Below are 16,664 nucleotides of genomic sequence, written 5' to 3'. Positions count from 1 at the left end.
CGTCAGGTACGCATCGTGTGCGTGAGCACATAGACGGCGAGCAGGATGACCAGCCCGGCGGCAACTGCCAGCGCCAGCCAATTAATCAGGCTCACCTTGCCCAGGGGGGCGTCGAACCCGACCCATTGCGGCGAGACGAACCGCTGCGACAGGGCGCGGGTGTGGTCGAGCGCCTTGTACATGCGCTCGCGACGTTCGCCGAGCTCGGCCCTGCCTTCGGGCGAGCGGCGGTAGCGGCCCTCGAAGCCGGCGGCGATGCAGGCGTGAGCCAGCTCGATCAGGTCGTAATTGTCCTCGGGCTTGTCGAACGCTGCGTCGAGCGCGCGCCAAATCCCGTCCTCTCCGTCGGGGTGCGGGCCGAACTCGTCGCTCAGGCTGCGGCCCGCCCAGGTATCCGCGGTTCCGTCGAGGTTGGGCAGGTTGCCGGCAATGTCGTCGATCGTCGCGGCGAGCAGGCTGCGCGCGGTCCGGCGCAGGTCCTCGCCGTAGAGGGGGGTGATCGCGCGGTCCCAGGCGGCAATGCCGGCCTGCGCCTCGCGGTGAAGCTCGGCCATCCCGATCCGGGCGCGGCCCGAACGGATGCTCGCCGCCAGAGCGAGGACCGGCCCCGCTTCGGTGACCATCGGGGCGCGCGTCTCGCGCGGGGTGGCGGGAGCCGGGATTCCTGCATCGCTGAGCACGGGAGCGCGCGGGGCGGAAGCTGCGGTCTGGGCTGGAGTAGCGGCGGCGGACGGCGTCGGCGTGCCCAGCCCCGAGAGCGGCGAAGGCCGGAAGACCGTGCGATTGGCGCCCGGATCGGGCGGCACGTCGTTGCTGCCGGGGTCGCTGCCGCTCATCGCGAGTTCTCCATGATGCTGCCAGGACGCGCGCGGACGCCGCCGGGTTGCCGCGTTGCTCGAACCTGTCTGCCCAATCTGATCAAAGGATGCCCCCCTTCGCCGCCGCGGGACAATAAGCACAGGTTTCGCGGATGCAAAAGGCGGGTTATATCCGGCGTGCTGTAGCAAGGCAGGACAAGGTCGCGAATGAAGAGCAATTCCTTCGACCCGCGCACCTGGATCCACCCTCCTTCCCCCGACGAAGCCGGAAAGTCTCCGTCCGCCTCGGGCAATCCGCGCGACTGGGGCCATCCCGCGTGGCACATTGCCGCAGCGGCGGCCCTGCTCGCCGCTGGGGCAGCAGGTGCCTGGCTGACGCGCGCCGATCCGGCGTCGGCCGAGACCACGGCCCGGCGGTAGGCGAGGCAATCAGGCCCGTGCACGGCGGGCCAGCAGTGGAATGATGAGGGCAACGAGGACGATCGTCATCGCGATGCTGGCGTTGAGGCCGTCGTCCGAACCGCCCCACAGCGCCGGGCCGATGATGTCGTGATCGGACAGCGCGCCGAATTCGCCGACGCCGGGATTGGGAACAAGGCCGAGGCCCATGTCTTCCGCCACGTTCCAGCCGAAGTGCGCCATGAACGGGGCGAGGATGCCGCCGCTGCGCCATGCGAGTAGTCCGAACCAGACCCCGCCGAGCATCAGGTTCAGGAGGCTGAGCGGCGCCTGCGCCCCGCCGATGAGGTGAAACAGCGAAAACGCCGCCGCCGAGAGACCGATTGCCAGCGCGGGCATCATCCGGTCGAGCAGGGCGGCCAGCAGCCAGCCACGGAACAGCAGTTCCTCGGCCAGGACCTGGAGCACGGTGATCGCAAGCCCGAGCGCGATGAACCCCGCGCCCCGATCGGCCGCTCCATCCCCGATTGGCGCTGCGGCCAGCACGCCGTGAAGCCAGGCGAACAGCGCCGCGGCGCCAAGTCCCCCGGCGCCGGTGACAAGGCCGATGGTGGCCCAGCGCAGGCGCCGCGTCCCGCCGCGCAGCACGGATCGTCCTTCGATCTTGCCGAGCGCAAGGCTGAGGACGACCAGCGGCCCGAACACCGCGCCATAGAACAGTACGATCGATCCGGTGAGCGAGCTTACGCTGACGAGTTCGGCGACCGCCTGCCCGGCGCGAAGCAGCAACAGCGCGGCGGCCAGGCCGAGCGCCATCGCCAGCCAGCCGAGCATGGCCGACGACCGCCGCCCCCCCGGCGGTTGCTCGCTGCGCTCAGCCGAAATGGACATCGAACCCCCGTGCCTGCATGCGCCCGCGCCGGCTGCAGCGCCAACGAGCGTTGGCCGACCGAGGCCGGCTGACAAGCAACCCTTTGATTATCGTTATCTCTGCGTGGGAGCGAGTTTGGAGGGCGCTCCCGGAGGTGTCAACGTGCTTGCGGCGCGCCGATCCTCAATCCGCCGCCGCGCCCCGCGTCCCCGCCATGAAGGCCGCCCAAGCGGCAAAGGCCGCGCGCTGCTCCTCGCTTGGCGGGGCATCGGGCGACCACTGCTGCTCCATCAGGGCGCGCGCGGCTGCGAGGTCCATCCCCCGTTCCTCGACATGCCAGCGATAGAAGAACGCCGAGACGCGGAAATTCATGATGCAGTGGACGTGCACGGCGCCCGGCCAGGCATCAAGAGCTTCGCGGAACGCGGCATAATGCCCCTCGTCGGGCGCATCGAAGGGCACGGGGATGTGGGTATAGCGCATGCCCGCCTGGCGAACGCTCGCCTCCTCGTCGGGCAAGGCGCGCGGGTGGGAGTGCAGCCCGAGGTTGATCACGTGCTGCACGCCGATCATCGCGAGCTCAGCGATTTGCTCCTCGCTCGGCTGGCCCGAGGTCGTGATCAGCGGATCGAGCCGCTGCCAGTTGAGGATATGGTCCGGGTCCCGCGTCATTACCCGTCGGTTATCACCGCTCGGGTGGTTTCGCCATCGTTCGAAAGGTGATCGACCACCGGGTCTGTTCCAGCGGGACGATCGAATGCTCCCACTGGCTGCGCGCCTCTCCGTCGAGGCAATAGAGCGCACGCGGCGGCAGCGGCAGCGCCGCACGGGTGAACCCCGACGTCGTGCGCCGCCGCAGCCGGAGCACCGCAGGCGCGCCGAGCGACAGGCCGATGACCGTGCCGAACTGCGGACGATCGCGGTGCCAGCCGATCCCCGCCCCGGGATCGTAGCGGATCACCAGCGCCTGGACGAGGCTGGCAGGATCCAGCCCGCACCGGAGGGCTGCGCGGCTGCGCAACGGCTCGAGCCAGACCGGCATCGGCGGCGCCTCCAGCACCCGGCCCCTTTCGAAGTCGTAGGAATGGCCGAACGAGGCCGTCAGCCGCTTGCCTTCCCATCCCTGGAAGCGGAACGGCGCGAGGCCCGCCGCGTCGATCCGCCCGATCAGTGCGCGCTCCTCGTCGGGATCGACGACATCGGCGAACGTTGCGATCCCTGGCACCGGAGGCGCCGCCGTTTCGGGTTCGGCGGCGCCGAAGAGATCTGGCTGGAGGGCGGTCATCGGCGCGCTATATGGGTGTGATGCGCCAGTGTTCCAATGTCATGACGGTCGCCACCACGGGACCCGGCCTGGTCGAGATAACCCGCCAGGTGACCGAGTGGATCGAACAGTCGGGCATCGACGAGGGGGTGCTGACGCTGCTGTGCCGCCATACCTCGGCCTCGCTGACCATCCAGGAAAATGCGGCCCCGGCGGTGCGCGGCGACATCGTGCGCTGGCTGTCGTGCCTCGCGCCTGAGGACGCCGGCTATGCCCACGACGACGAGGGGCCCGACGACATGCCCGCGCACCTCAAGGCGATGCTGACGGGAGTGACCTTGAGCATTCCGGTCAACGACGGGCGGATGATGCTCGGCACTTGGCAGGGCATCTATCTTGTCGAGCATCGCCGAAGGGGGCACCGGCGCGAGATCGCGGCGCACCTGATCGGCGAATGAGCTAGGCCAGTTGGCGGTCGCTCCGCGCCGTCAGTTCACGCCACAGGCCCGCGCCGCCCAGCAGGGCCACTTGCCTGCCTAGCACCCGCGCCCAGTGCGAATCGTTGCCGAACTCGCTGCGCCAGCCCATCAGCCTGCGGGTGAAGCGGTTGAGGCCGTATTCCATCGTGAAGCCTATCGCGCCGTGCATCCGGTGCGTCACTGGAACGACCACGTCGATCGCAAGGTTGGTGCGCAGTTTGGCCGCCGCCAGTTCGAACCCGGCATCCCCGGCATCGAGCGCAACCGCCGCCGCCTGTCCCGCGACATTGACCGCGGCGCAATGCTCGGCCGCCTCGGCGAGTGCCTGCTGCACCGCCTGGAACTTGGCCAGGGGCTTGCCGAACTGGACCCGGCCGTTGACGTGCTCGATCGCCAGCGCGAACGCCGCGTCGAGCGCGCCCGCCGACTGCGCGACGCGCACGAACGCGCCCAGTGCGAGGAGGTCGGCGTTGCTCGAAGCACGCGCGGCAGGTTCGCCGACGAATTCCACCGCGTCGCGCGGCTCGCCCGAAATCGCCTCGCCATTGGTGAAGCGGCAGGCATCGGCCGGATAGAGCCGCAGCTCACCACCTTCGATGGTCAGCACCGCGGCGCAGTCGCGCCCGAACGCCACGCGGGCGCCGTCGACCGCAAGCGCGATCGGTCCTTCGGGCGCTTCGATCCCGGCGTCGGCCAGCAGGCGGTGCGCCACGATCGTTTCTCCCAACGGCGCGGCAAGCGCGTGCTGGCCTGCAAGACGCAGCACCGCGAACAGGTCGCCCCAGTCGCCGCCGAAGCCGCCGCGATCCTCGGCCACCAGCAGGCTGGCGAAACCGCCCTCGGCAATCCGCGGCCACGCGGTATCAAGCTCTTCGCCCGAAAGCTCGGCGAACAGCCCTTCGGCCATGTCGGTCAGGAGTTGGCGCGATTCGCTCATCGATCAGTCCTCATCGCAGCCCCAGTCCCTTGGCAATGATGCCGCGCAGCACTTCGGGCGTGCCGCCGCGCAGCGAGAAGCTGGGCGAGGAGACGAGCACCCACGACAACAGGCGGGCAAGGTCGCTGTTGCCCGCGAGGTCGACCTGATCGGCGACCGCCTGGACGAGGCGCGGCATCGCCTGTTCGTAGGCGTTGCCCAGATCCTTGACGATCGCGGCCTCGACCATCGGGTCTTCGCCGGCAGCGAGCTTTCCAGCGGTGGACATCGACATCTGGCGCAGCGTCCACATCTCTGCCGTCAAGCGCCCGATAAGTTCGGCCAGGCCGGGTTCGGGATCGGTCCCCGCCGCGTCGATCAGCGCGACCAGCAGGGCGTGCGCGGAAAGGTAGCGTTCCGGACCAGACCGCTCGAGCGCAAGCTCGGCGGTGACCTGGCGCCAGCCCTCGCCTTCGGTGCCGACGAGCGCGTCCAGCGGAACCAGCGCATCGTCGAAGAATATCTCGTTGAAGTGATGCGTGCCGGTCATGTCGACGATCGGGCGCACGGTGACGCCCGGCGTGTCGAGGTCGATCATCAACTGGCTGAGCCCGGCGTTGCGCTGGCTGCCTTCCTCGGTCCGCAGCAGGGTCAGCGCGGCATGGCTGCGATGCGCGCCGCTGGTCCACACCTTCTGCCCGTTCACGCGCCAGCCTTCGGGGGTCTTCTTCGCAAAGGTCCGCACGCTGGCGAGGTCGGACCCGGCGCCCGGCTCGCTCAGCCCGATGCAGGCGTAGATTTTTCCGCGCGCCATGCCTGGCAGGTATTTCCGGCGCTGCGTCTCGGTGCCGTAGCGAAGGAGCAGCGGCCCGGTCTGGCGGTCGGCGATCCAGTGCAGGCCAACCGGCGCGCCCAGCGCGAGCAGTTCTTCCATCACGACATAGCGTTCGAGCGGGTCGCGTTCGTGACCGCCGTATTCCTTGGGCCAGGTCATGCCGAGGAACCCGGCCTCGCCCAGCGCGCGGCTGAAGTCCGCATCGAAGCTGAACCAGTTGTTAGAGCGCGCTTCGAGCGGCCATGCCGCCTGGTGGCGGGCCACCAGGACGCGTACTTCCTCGCGCAGGGCGGTGGTGTCGCCGGGCGCATCGAACGGGTGGATTGCGAAGACCTGCATGAAGATTCGCCTAGCCCCGCCGGGTCGGAAAGCGCAAGCGGCTTGCCAAATCGGACGCGCGCGGCAATCAGCGCGAGGCCGACAACCAGCCACATGGCCCGCCACGATGGAGAGACCGCCGATGACCCCCTTCCTCGAAGTCGAACGCCGCGGACGCATCGCGATCCTGCGCATGGACCGGCCCGACGCGCTGAACGCCATCGGCACGATCGAGGACTGCGACAACATCGTCGATACGCTGTTCGAACTGGGCAACGACCGCTCCGTCCATGCCGCGATCCTGACCGGCAAGGGCCGGGCCTTTTGCTCGGGCGGGAACATCAAGGGGATCAAGGAACGCCGCGGCATCGGCCCGCTCGACCAGCCCGACTCGACCCGGGCGAACTACCGCCGCGGGGTGCAGCGCACGACCCGCGCCTTTCTCGACAGCGAGATCCCGATCATCGCCGCGATCAACGGGCACGCCATCGGCCTGGGCCTCGACCTTGCCTGCCTGTGCGACATCCGCATCGCCTCGGAGACCGCGAAGATGGCGGCAAGCTTCATCAAGGTCGGGATCGTTCCGGGCGACGGCGGCGCTTGGACGCTGTCGAAGATCGTCGGCTACTCCAAGGCCGCCGAACTTTTCCTGACGGGCGACACGTTCGATGCCGCCTATGCCAGGCAGATCGGCCTCGTCGGCGAAGTCACGCCCGCCGACGGCCTGCTCGACGCCGCGCTGGCGATGGCGGAGCGCATCGCCGCCAACCCGGTGCGCGCGCTGCGCCTGACCAAGCGCCTCCTGCGCGAATCGCAGCACAGCCGTGCCGACGACGTGCTGGAGCTGTCGGCCGCCTACCAGGCGCTGGTTCACGAGACCAAGGACCACGTCGAGGCAGTGACCGCGATCCTGGAAAAGCGCGCGCCGACCTACACCGGGGACTAATCGGCGCGGATCGCGGGAACGAACGCGGCGCTCGCGGCTTTGGCCCACGCATGACCCTCTCCATCTCCACGCGTCTCGCCTACGAATTCGCCACGCCGACCGACTTCCTCCTGCAGATCGAGGCGGCGGTCATCCCCGAGCAGCGCCTGTCAAACACGCGGCTGACGACCACGCCGAGCGAATACTTCACGCGCGTTTCGGCGCAGGACGACGTCGGCGACCGCATCTGGATGCGGCACGAAGGACCGTTCGAGATCAACTACGCCGCCGATGTCGCGATCGAGCGGATGATCGCGCCGATCGAGGACCTGCCGATGGTCGCTCCGCACGACCTGCCGGCGGAAACGGTGCAGTACCTGATGGATTCGCGCTACTGTCCGGCAACGCACTTCCAGCACTTCATCGATACCGAGTTTGCACACGAGACGGGCGGCGCGCGGATCGCGGCGATGCGCGACTGGATCGCGGCCAGCTTTTCGTACGAGGCGGGCTCCAGCAATTCCGACACTACCGCGATCGAAAGCTTCGTCGAGCGCCGGGGGGTATGCCGCGACTATGCGCATACCCTGATCGCCTTTGCCCGTGCCGCGGCCATCCCGGCGCGCTTCGCCAGCGTCTATGCGCCAGACGTCACGCCGATGGATTTCCACGCGGTGGCCGAAGTGTTTCTGGCCGACCCCACCGTCGATGCGCCCGGCGCGGGCAGTTGGCATCTCGTCGATCCCACGGGGATGGCCAAGCCCGAAGACATCGCCAAGATCGCCATCGGCCGCGATGCGGCGGACTGCAGCTTCATCACCTTTTACGGTTCCGCCGAGCTCGTCGCCAAGGACATTGCAGTCACTCGCACCGGCTAAAATGTTTCAGCCGAAACCGCATTGCATGTAACTTTACGTGACGTTTACCTGCCCCGCCTAAGCCCCCGACAACCGATAAACGGGGGGTCGTCGCGGGCATGGTTTCGAAGAACATTTCGATGGGGGCGGTGATCACCCCCGAATTGCGCGATTGGGTCGATAACCGGCTGGTCAACGCGCACATCCGGATCATCCAGCCGATGGTCCTGGGCACAGTCTTCAACCTGCTGGTGCTGACTATCTGCCTCGCCCCGGAACTGCCCTGGTGGGCAATCGCCGTGCTACAGATGGCCTGCCTCGTGCCCGCCGCCCACCGCCTCTGGCTGGGCCGTGCTAGCGCCCGTTCGCGCCGCGGGCGCAACCCCGGGCAGATGATCGTCGCGCTTCAGGCCAACAGCATCGTCCACGGCATCGCTTTTGGCATGTTCTGCGCCCAGGCGCTGCCGATCCTCTCGCCCGCCGCACAGCTTGTCCTGGCCGTGTCGGCGGCGACGCAGATCTCTGCTGCCGCCTATACGATCCGCACGCTGCCGCGCAGCGCGGTGTTCTTCATGGCGCCGGTCACCGCCGGGCTTGCGCTGGGCCTGATCGGCACCGGCCTGCTCGGTGCGATCGGCGCGGCGGTGCTGATGGCGGCATCGTGCGGATTGCTGATCCGGATGGTCTTCACCGCGCACGACCTGTTCATCACCCGCATCCTGCGCGAGCGCGAACTTGCTGCCACCAGCCGAACGGTCAAGCTGCTGCTCAACGAGTTCGAGGAGAGCGGATCCGACTGGCTGTTCGAGCTCGACGGCGACGGCCGCCTGCTCGGCGTCAGCCGGCGCTTCGCGGAAGCCGCGGGCATTCCGCCCGAAAGGCTGAACACGCGCAACTTCGTCGGCCTGTTCGAACCGGGCGCCGCAGCGGCCACGATCACCGACGCGCTCGTCCGCCGCCGCCCGTTGCGCGACCACGTCGTCGCCCTGGCCGGCAGCGACGGCACCTGGTGGTCGATCAGCGGCCGTCCCACCTACGCCTCCGACCGCGACCGGGTAGCCTATCGCGGGGTGATCTCCGACATCACCAGCCAGAAGCGCGCTGAACGCCGCGTCAATCACATGGCGCACTACGACAGTCTTACGGGCCTGCCCAACCGCTCGCTGTTCAACTCGGTGCTGGCGCGCATGCTCGACGAACGCGGGGCTGAGGCGCGGGTCGCGCTGCTGCTGGTCGACGTCGATCACTTCAAGCCGGTGAACGACATGTACGGCCATCCCGCCGGCGACGCCTTCCTGCGCGAGGTCGCGACGCGGATGGCCAACGCGGTCGAGGACAGCGGACTGGGCGGCGAAGGCAGCCTGGTCGCGCGACTGGGCGGCGACGAGTTCGCGATCATCGTCGGCGGCGACGATGCCTGCGACCAGGCGGTGCGCCTAGCCGAGGTGATCCGCACCGAAATGCACCGCACCTTCTCGGTCGGCGCCAACGAACTCGACACCAGCGTCAGCATCGGCATCGCGCTCGCACCCGATCACGCCGCGGTGGCAGAGCAGCTTCAGGTCAACGCCGACATCGCGCTCTACGCCGCCAAGGGCGACGGCCGCGACCGGTGGGAGATGTTCGCCCCCGGCATGGACGAGGCGCTGCATGAACGCCACACGCTGGCGCGGGACCTGCGTGGGGCCGTGGGCGGCGGCGAGCTGCGGCTGTTCCTCCAGCCGCTGATCGACGTCGAGACCGAGACGCGCACCGGCTACGAGGCGCTGCTGCGGTGGGAACATCCCACGCGCGGGTTGATCGGGCCGGACATGTTCATTCCCCTGGCCGAGGAGACCGGCCTCATCGTCCCGATCGGCGAATGGGTTATCCGCAATGCCTTCGCCCAGGCGGCGCAGTGGAGCGGTGGCCAATCCATCGCGATCAACCTTTCACCGGTGCAGCTCGACAGTCCAAATCTGCTCCCGACCATCGTCAATGCGCTGGCCGAGACGGGCCTCGATCCCGCGCTGGTGGAATTCGAGATCACCGAAAGCGTGCTGCTGCACAATTCCGACGCCAACATCCAGATGCTGAACCGGCTGCACGACCTGGGCCTGAAGATCGCGCTCGACGATTTTGGGACCGGATATGCCTCGCTCAACTATTTGCTGACCTTCCCCTTCGACAAGATCAAGATCGACCGAAGCTTCATATCCGACCTGGAGAACCGCGAGGAATCGCGCGCGATCGTCGGCGCGGTGATCGAGCTGGCCAACAAGCTGGGGATGTGCACCCTTGCCGAAGGCGTCGAGGAGGCGGGCCAACTCGCCAAACTCAGGGAACATGGCTGCCGGATGGTGCAGGGCTGGCTGTTCGGCCAGGCAATGCCCTCGGAGCATTACCAGCCCGTCCCTGCTCGTTCTGCCGCTTCCAGTGAGGCCATCCCGATTGCCGCCGCGCAGACCAGCCGGGCCGCGGTGCCGCGGCGGCGCGGAAGACGAATGCGGGCCGCCGGCTAGACCACGTCGGCCCATTCGATCGACCTGACAGGGCCGTGGCGCAGCCGGGCCAGAACGAGATCGGTCAAGGCCAGCGTCCCGCGGGCACGCAACCGCCGCCAGCCGGCAACGCGCGGCCGGACTGGCGGTCCGGCTTGCGCGCGGGCCGGAGCGAACAACTCCTGCTCGAACGCCTTGACCAATGCCTTGTCACGAGAGATCGCCAGCAAGTCGCCATTGGTGCGATAGCTCGCGACATTGAAGTTCACCGAGCCCAGCAGCAGGGTGCGCCCGTCGACGAGCACGGCCTTCACGTGTGTCATCGCGGGCAGCAGGCGCAGCGAGATCCGGCTGCTTCCGGCCAGCGCGAAAAGGTAGTCGCGCAGCAACGGCTTGTTGTTCTCGCTCGGCGAATAGAGCGTGACCGCACAACCTCGTTCAGCGGCCCGGGCAAGGGCATCGGTGAAGGGCGCGGTCGGATATGCGCCGATCATCTCGATCGAGCGTCGGGCACCGGCGAACATCGCCAGGACCGGCGCAAGAGCTGCCGAATTGCTCGTGCCATCTAGCGTGACCAGCTCGAGCCCGCCGAACCGCCCCGCGGCGCTGGCCGGCCGCCCAGCCCAGTCGCGGTCGAAATCCTCGGCCAGGAAGGCGCTCGCCTGCGGATCGTCGATCCGCACCATCAGATCGTGCCAGGCGAAGTTGTGGTCCGAGAAGTTGATCCCGCCGATGTAGGCGACATCGTCGATGACCAGCAGCTTCTTGTGGTTGCGCAGCGGAAAGCGCAGCGGCTGGTAGCCCACGGGGTTGGTCACCCTCACCCCGGTCCCGCCCGCCGCCAGCGCGCTGAACATCGCGCGCGTGGCCCGCGCCTCCTGTCGCAGGCCGGTCGCCTGATAGGGCATCAGCGGCAGCAGGGTGTCGTTGGTGACATGGCGGCTGTAGTCGTCGATCAGCACCCGCCGGTCGGCAGCCGATGCCAGCCCGATCGCCGTGGCCACGGCCTGGCCGGCAGCATCGCCCTCGAAAGTCATCGCCTGGATAAGGACACGCCGCCTGGCCCCGGCGATATCGGCAGCGGCCTTCGACCAGAAAGCTTCTGCACCGATCAGAAGGCTGTAGTCGGGCACGCAACAGCTCCCTGCCAATCGCATGTTATTGTCACCCGCGCGGACCGCTGGCAATCAGCCGGAGATGGTAACCGTAGCTCCGGACGCCAGCCTCGATCCCGCTTCAACGCCCGGCCGCCCGGTCCGGGTCCTGCTTCTGCTCACTTCTCTCCACGGCGGCGGCGCCGAGCGCGTGGCGGTCCACATCCTCAACCGCCTCGACCCCCGCCGCTTCGAGGTGCGGATGGGCCTTCTGCGCGCCTCGGGACCCTATCTGGCGCAGGCGGACGCTACCCGCGTCGTCATCGCCCCCGGAGACGGTGAGCGGTTCAACTTCGATGGCCCCAATGCCGGCAACTATCGCCCCGGCCGGCTGCTCGCTGGCGCGATCGCCGCCCCGCGCGCCTTTCGACGGATGATCGAAGACTACCGTCCGGACGTCGTCCTGAGCTTCCTCAAAGGCACGAACCTCATCGCCTGGCTGGCGTTGATGGAACTCGGCTTGCGCCGCCCGGCGTGGATAGCGCGCGAAGGCAACAACGTGCTGGCGGTGATCGAACAGGAAGCGCCCGGAAGGATCGCCGCGCGGGTCGTCCGTGCGCTTACCGCGCGCGCCTATCGCCGGGCCGACGTGGCGCTCAGCAACGCGAGCGATCTGACCGCGGATCTCGTCCGTTGCCTCGGCGTCCTGCCGGCCCGGGCGCGCACCATCAACAACCCCCTCGACCTGACCGAGATTGCCAGGCAGGCATCCGAGCCGGTTCCGGGCTTGCCGCGCCGCCCGTTCATTCTCACCGCCGGAAGGCTTGAATACCAGAAGGCGCAAGGGCTGCTGATCGCCGCTTATTCCCGCAGCGGCGCGGCGCGGACGCATGACCTCGTCATCCTAGGCCAGGGCAGCCTGCGTGACGAACTTGAAGCGCAGGTAGCGGGCGCCGGCCTCTCGGGGCAGGTCCATTTTCCCGGGTTCGCCGCCAATCCCTATGCCTGGATGGCGGCCTGCGACGTCTTCGCGCTGCCTTCCCGCTGGGAGGGCTTTCCGACCGCCGCGGGCGAGGCGATGGCCTGCGGCGCGCCGGTCATCCTCGCGGACTGCCGCTATGGCCCGCGCGACCTCATGCGCGACGGCGAGACGGGGGTTCTTGTCCCCGTGGACGACGAAGCCGCGCTTGCCGCTGCGCTCGCGCGGCTTTGCGCCGATCCGGCAGAACGGCGCCGACTGGGCGAGAATGGCCGTCGATTCGTCGCCCGGTTCGATATCGCGCCCATCCTAGCCGAGTACGGCGCGCTGTTCACCGAACTGGCGCGGCGCCGCGTCTCAGGCGAAGTGGAGCCGGCGGTACTTGCCGCGAAAGTAGAGTAGCGGATCGCGCCGCGGCTCGAACTGGGCGCGTTCGACCTTGCCGACGAGGATGAAGTGATCGCCGCCCTCATGCACCGCGTGACGGCTGCATTCGAAGATGCCGAGCGAGCCGGTGAGCACGGGGATACCCTGTTCGCCCTCCTCCCACGCGGTCTGACCGAAACGGTCCTCGTTCCTGCCCGCGAAGCGGTTCGAGGTCGGCTGCTGGCCGATCTGGAGGACGTTGACGGCAAAGTGCGAGGCTTCGCGCAACACCGCGGCGCTGCCCGAAGTATTGGCGACGCAGACCAGCAGGAGTGGCGGATCGAGCGACAGCGAGGTGAAGCTGTTCGCGGTCAGGCCCACCGGCACGCCGTCGGCATCCCGCGCGGTCACGATGGTTACGCCGGTCGCGAAGCAGCCGAGGGCGTCACGCAATGTGCGGGCGTCGGAGCCCGCGCGAAATTCGGCCGCGGCGCGTGGCTGCTTGCGCTCGAGAAAGTCGAGCAGCACGCCCATGAACGCTTCGGTCCGGTCAGTGACGAGGAGCAGGTCTTCCTCGGCCAGATCGACACATTCCCCGTTGGGCAGCGCCGCGTTGAAGGGCCTGCTGTCATCCGACTGCTCCAGCCAGCTGAGGCCGCCGCGCACGACGAGCGTGGGTAAGGCTATCCCCGGAGCCGCTGCCGGCAGGCGGGCGGCGATGTCGTGCGCGCGGAACTGGGAGATCAGACGCTCGTCCCAGCGCCCGACGTTCCCGCGCGCGGGATCCGTCAGGCGTTCGCCCAGCGCGGCCGCGATGTCGCTCCCGCCGCGTGCGGGCATGTCGACCAGCACCAGTCCCGCCGCCAGCAGCGGCGCGTCGGTCGCCAGCGCCATCGTCGCGATCCAGCCGCCGAGAGTCGCCGCGACGACCACGGGGCGGGTCTCGAGTTGGGCCAGCACGGCGCGGATGTCCTCGACGAAGGCATCGAATTCGTAACGTCCGTCGGACGGCCATTCGCTGTCCCCGTGACCGCGCAGGTCAAGCGCGACAACCCTGCGCCCCGCGCGCACCAGCGCTGCCGCAGTGTCATTCCACACCGCCCGCGTCTGGCCCGGGCCGTGGACGAGAAGCACCGCGGGATCGTTATCGTCGCCAAGCTCTTCCGCTTCGAGCCGCACGCCGCCGAAACCCTTGAACTGCCTCATCGTCATTCGTCAGGGCTCCTTTGCGCGATCTTGGCCTGCGCCATGACGCAGCGGATGCATCAAGGCAATCAGGCCATGCCGCGTTCGAGGCTGGAGCGCGAGGCATCGCCCACCTGGCTGCCGCCGTCGACGTCGAGAATTGTCCCGGTGATGTAGTTCGCCGCCGACGAGCACAGGAAGACCGCTGCCTCGCCGATCTCCTCGACCTCGCCCCAGCGCTTCATCGCGATGCGGTCGTAGTGCGCGGCGCGAGTTTCTGCGTTGGGGGCCAGGCGCTTCATGCCCTCGGTGCCGGCGATCGGGCCGGGGGAGATGCCGTTCACCCGCACATGGGGACCCCATTCGAGCGCGAGCACGCGCACGAGCTGGTTGATCCCCGCCTTGGCCGCGCAGGCGTGGGCCTGGAGCGCGCTGGCGTTGACCGCCTGGCCGGCCGTGATCGCGATAAGCGAGGCGCCGGGCGTCGCCAGCAGGTCGTGGCAGCCGCGAAAGACGTTGAACGTGCCGAGCAGGTCGATGTCGACGACCGTCTTGAACGCATTGGCCGACATTCCGAGCGCCGGGGCGAGGAAATTGCCTGCCGCGCCCGAGATCACGATGTCCATCGGCCCAAACTCGTTGCGCACATGCTCCATCGCCCCGCGGATCGCGCCGTAATCGCGCACATCGGCGGAAAGCCCGATCGCGCCGTGACCGATGTCGGCCGCCGCGGCCTTGGCCTTTTCGGGATCCCGCCCCGCGACCGCGACCTTCGCGCCGAGTTCGGCCAGGCGGCGCGCGATGCCGAGGTTGATCCCGCTGGTGCCGCCGGCAACGAAGGCGACCTTTCCGGCGAACAGGTTGTCACGAAACGGACTCATGGCATGTCTCCCAGTCAGGCGGTTCGAGGTGGTGCGATCAGCGCGGCGCCATCCGGATGGCGCCGTCGAGGCGGATCGCCTGGCCGTTGAAATAGCCGTTGCGCACGAATTCGAGCACGAGGCTGGCGAATTCTTCTGGCTTGCCCAAGCGCTTGGGGAACGGCACCGAGGCCGCCAGACTGTCGAGCACGTTCTGCTTGGCGCCCAGCATCAGCGGCGTCGCGAAGATGCCCGGCATGATCGAATTGACGCGGATGCCGAGGTCCATGAGATCGCGCGCCAGCGGCAGGACGAGGCCGTTGACCCCCGCCTTGGCCGAACCGTAGGTCACCTGCCCGATCTGCGCGTCCATCGCCGCGACCGAGGCGGTCAGCGTGATGACCCCGCGCTCGCCGTCCTCAAGCGGCTCGAGCGTTGCCATGCCAAGGGCGGAAAGCGAAGCGATGCGGTAGCTGGCGACGAGGATGCCCTGCACGCCGTATTCGTAATCCTCGGTCGAAAGGCGCTTCAGCGCGCCGGCTTCCTTGTCGAACGCCAGGGTCTTGCCGCGCCGGCTGGTCATCGCGCAGTGGACGGTGATCCGTTCCTGGCCGTGCGCGGCACGGGCGCGGGCAAAGCCGGCGACGACGCTTTCCTCGCTGGTGATGTCGACATTGCAGAAGATCCCGCCGATCGCCTTGGCGACTTCCTCGCCCGTCTCGACGTTCACGTCGAACACCGCGACCTTGGCGCCGGCGGCGGCGAGCGCCTCGGCCGTGGCGCGGCCGAGGCCGGAGGCCGCACCGGTTACGACAGCGGCGGTTTCGGGGGTGATCTGCATGGGATGAACTCTCCTGTGGAACCTTGTCTGGAATTGCCCATGCCAAATTAATTGACCGATTAAAACCGTTTCGCCACTGATCGCTCGATCACGCGACAAAGCAGGAGAATGCCGATGACCGCCGCCTGGGGAACCACCGCCGCCGACCTGCCGCTCTCCCCGATATCCATTGATCGCCGGGCCTTGCGTGATGAGGACGTGGCCATTGCGATCACCCATTGCGGAGTCTGCCATTCCGATCTTCACGCCTCGCGCAACGACTGGGGCGGCACGAAATATCCGTTCGTGCCGGGCCACGAGATCGTCGGAACGGTCAAGGCCGTCGGCCCGGCGGTAACCCGATTCGCGGTGGGGGATAAGGTCGCGATCGGCACCATTGTGGACAGCTGCCGCCATTGCGACGCCTGCGCGGACGACGAGGAGCAGTATTGCCGCGAAGGCGTCACCGGCACCTACAACGGCAAGGACCGGATCGATGGGTCGCCTACCTACGGCGGCTACTCGGCCGAGATCGTCGTGGCGGAACCCTATGTCCTGCGCATTCCCGAGGGCCTCGATCCAGGCCTTGCCGCGCCGCTGCTTTGCGCGGGTATCACCAGCTATTCACCGCTCAAGAACTGGAATGTCGGCCCGGGCTCTAAGGTCGGAGTGGTGGGCCTCGGCGGGCTGGGCCACATGGGGGTGAAGTTCGCCAAGGCGCTGGGCGCCGAGGTGACGATGATCACCACCTCGCCTGAAAAGGGCGCCGACGCGCAAGCGCTGGGCGCGGATCATGTCCTGATCTCGACCGACAAGGATGCGATGAAAGCCGCGCGCCGCAGCTTCGACTTCCTGCTCGACACTATCCCCGTCGCGCACGACGTGACGCCCTATCTCCTCCTCCTGGATCGCCAGGGCACGCTGTGCATCGTCGGTGCGATCGACATGATGCCCAGCTTTCACTCGGGCCTCCTTCTGGGGGGCCAGAAGGCCGTCGCGGGTTCGGGCGTAGGCGGCATCGCCCAGACGCAGGAGATGCTCGACCTGTGCGCCGAGCGCGGCATCCTTCCCGAATGCGAGATGATCCGGATGGACGAGATCAATCACGCTTTCGAGCGGATGGAAAAGGGCGACGTGAAGTACCGCTTCGTGATCGACATGGCCACGATCGGACAATAACCGGCCGAGCCGGCGGCGG

The 16,664-nt window shown here is 68.2% G+C and carries 17 protein-coding genes; 7 read left to right on the top strand and 10 right to left on the bottom strand.

The window, feature by feature from the left end; all coding sequences use genetic code 11:
* Positions 1–2: 2 nt before the first annotated feature.
* Positions 3–836 (bottom strand): type IVB secretion system protein IcmH/DotU, encoded by an 834-nt coding sequence (gene icmH / locus ACFO0A_RS04630; protein ID WP_379537795.1) that lies wholly within the window; start codon positions 834–836, stop codon positions 3–5.
* A gap of 189 nt (positions 837–1,025) precedes the next feature.
* Between icmH and ACFO0A_RS04625 the strand changes: the two genes are divergently transcribed.
* Positions 1,026–1,238 (top strand): hypothetical protein, encoded by a 213-nt coding sequence (locus ACFO0A_RS04625; RefSeq protein ID WP_379537794.1) that lies wholly within the window; start codon positions 1,026–1,028, stop codon positions 1,236–1,238.
* Positions 1,239–1,247: 9 nt separating this feature from the next.
* Here the strand turns inward: ACFO0A_RS04625 and ACFO0A_RS04620 are convergent, their stop codons facing one another.
* From ACFO0A_RS04620 to ACFO0A_RS04610, 3 genes are all read right to left on the bottom strand, one after another.
* The gene (locus ACFO0A_RS04620; protein ID WP_379537793.1) at positions 1,248–2,108 is read right to left on the bottom strand and encodes a CPBP family intramembrane glutamic endopeptidase; all 861 of its coding nucleotides are present in this window, start codon (positions 2,106–2,108) and stop codon (positions 1,248–1,250) included.
* A 163-nt stretch (positions 2,109–2,271) separates the two neighbouring features.
* A complete protein-coding gene (locus ACFO0A_RS04615; protein WP_379537792.1) occupies positions 2,272–2,760 on the bottom strand; it encodes a protein tyrosine phosphatase family protein in 489 nt (162 codons plus the stop codon).
* A 13-nt stretch (positions 2,761–2,773) separates the two neighbouring features.
* Positions 2,774–3,373 (bottom strand): alpha-ketoglutarate-dependent dioxygenase AlkB, encoded by a 600-nt coding sequence (locus ACFO0A_RS04610; protein WP_379537791.1) that lies wholly within the window; start codon positions 3,371–3,373, stop codon positions 2,774–2,776.
* 20 nt (positions 3,374–3,393) lie between these two features.
* On the opposite strand from ACFO0A_RS04610, the gene ACFO0A_RS04605 reads away from it, so the two are divergent.
* Positions 3,394–3,810 (top strand): secondary thiamine-phosphate synthase enzyme YjbQ, encoded by a 417-nt coding sequence (locus ACFO0A_RS04605; protein WP_379537790.1) that lies wholly within the window; start codon positions 3,394–3,396, stop codon positions 3,808–3,810.
* Between the two features lies 1 nt (position 3,811).
* Here ACFO0A_RS04605 and ACFO0A_RS04600 read toward each other — a convergent pair whose 3' ends face one another.
* A complete protein-coding gene (locus tag ACFO0A_RS04600) occupies positions 3,812–4,768 on the bottom strand; it encodes an acyl-CoA dehydrogenase family protein (RefSeq protein ID WP_379537789.1) in 957 nt (318 codons plus the stop codon).
* A gap of 10 nt (positions 4,769–4,778) precedes the next feature.
* Positions 4,779–5,921 carry an acyl-CoA dehydrogenase family protein gene (locus ACFO0A_RS04595; RefSeq protein ID WP_379537788.1) on the bottom strand — a complete coding sequence of 381 codons (1,143 nt, stop codon included), beginning with the start codon at positions 5,919–5,921 and terminating at the stop codon, positions 4,779–4,781.
* A 121-nt stretch (positions 5,922–6,042) separates the two neighbouring features.
* On the opposite strand from ACFO0A_RS04595, the gene ACFO0A_RS04590 reads away from it, so the two are divergent.
* The 3 genes from ACFO0A_RS04590 (at position 6,043) to ACFO0A_RS04580 (ending at position 10,183) form a co-directional block, all read left to right on the top strand.
* Positions 6,043–6,846 carry a crotonase/enoyl-CoA hydratase family protein gene (locus tag ACFO0A_RS04590; RefSeq protein WP_379537787.1) on the top strand — a complete coding sequence of 268 codons (804 nt, stop codon included), beginning with the start codon at positions 6,043–6,045 and terminating at the stop codon, positions 6,844–6,846.
* 50 nt (positions 6,847–6,896) lie between these two features.
* Entirely contained in the window at positions 6,897–7,703 is an 807-nt protein-coding gene (locus ACFO0A_RS04585) for a transglutaminase-like domain-containing protein (RefSeq protein ID WP_379537786.1), read from the top strand.
* A gap of 98 nt (positions 7,704–7,801) precedes the next feature.
* Positions 7,802–10,183 carry a putative bifunctional diguanylate cyclase/phosphodiesterase gene (locus ACFO0A_RS04580; RefSeq protein WP_379537785.1) on the top strand — a complete coding sequence of 794 codons (2,382 nt, stop codon included), beginning with the start codon at positions 7,802–7,804 and terminating at the stop codon, positions 10,181–10,183.
* Here the strand turns inward: ACFO0A_RS04580 and ACFO0A_RS04575 are convergent.
* Complete coding sequence (locus ACFO0A_RS04575) at positions 10,180–11,295, bottom strand: phospholipase D-like domain-containing protein (protein ID WP_379537784.1); 1,116 nt, start codon at positions 11,293–11,295, stop codon at positions 10,180–10,182. The two genes, ACFO0A_RS04580 and ACFO0A_RS04575, sit on opposite strands and share 4 nt — an antisense overlap.
* A gap of 64 nt (positions 11,296–11,359) precedes the next feature.
* Here ACFO0A_RS04575 and ACFO0A_RS04570 point away from each other — a divergent pair, with 64 nt between their 5' ends.
* Positions 11,360–12,637 carry a glycosyltransferase gene (locus tag ACFO0A_RS04570; protein WP_379537783.1) on the top strand — a complete coding sequence of 426 codons (1,278 nt, stop codon included), beginning with the start codon at positions 11,360–11,362 and terminating at the stop codon, positions 12,635–12,637.
* Here ACFO0A_RS04570 and ACFO0A_RS04565 read toward each other — a convergent pair.
* From ACFO0A_RS04565 to ACFO0A_RS04555, 3 genes are all read right to left on the bottom strand, one after another.
* Positions 12,593–13,813 carry an alpha/beta fold hydrolase gene (locus ACFO0A_RS04565; RefSeq protein WP_379537782.1) on the bottom strand — a complete coding sequence of 407 codons (1,221 nt, stop codon included), beginning with the start codon at positions 13,811–13,813 and terminating at the stop codon, positions 12,593–12,595. The two genes, ACFO0A_RS04570 and ACFO0A_RS04565, sit on opposite strands and share 45 nt — an antisense overlap.
* Positions 13,814–13,875: 62 nt before the next feature.
* The gene (locus ACFO0A_RS04560; protein ID WP_379537781.1) at positions 13,876–14,667 is read right to left on the bottom strand and encodes an SDR family oxidoreductase; all 792 of its coding nucleotides are present in this window, start codon (positions 14,665–14,667) and stop codon (positions 13,876–13,878) included.
* A 37-nt stretch (positions 14,668–14,704) separates the two neighbouring features.
* Complete coding sequence (locus ACFO0A_RS04555) at positions 14,705–15,487, bottom strand: SDR family oxidoreductase (RefSeq protein ID WP_379537780.1); 783 nt, start codon at positions 15,485–15,487, stop codon at positions 14,705–14,707.
* Positions 15,488–15,595: 108 nt separating this feature from the next.
* Here ACFO0A_RS04555 and ACFO0A_RS04550 point away from each other — a divergent pair, with 108 nt between their 5' ends.
* Positions 15,596–16,645 carry an NAD(P)-dependent alcohol dehydrogenase gene (locus tag ACFO0A_RS04550; RefSeq protein ID WP_379537779.1) on the top strand — a complete coding sequence of 350 codons (1,050 nt, stop codon included), beginning with the start codon at positions 15,596–15,598 and terminating at the stop codon, positions 16,643–16,645.
* The last annotated feature ends 19 nt before the right edge of the window (positions 16,646–16,664 follow it).

Origin of the sequence: Novosphingobium tardum (assembly GCF_042652045.1) — a bacterium.
Taxonomy (GTDB): Bacteria; Pseudomonadota; Alphaproteobacteria; order Sphingomonadales; family Sphingomonadaceae; genus Novosphingobium; species Novosphingobium tardum.
Note: the sequence above shows the minus strand (reverse complement) of the source record. Positions and strands in the feature narration are given on the sequence as shown.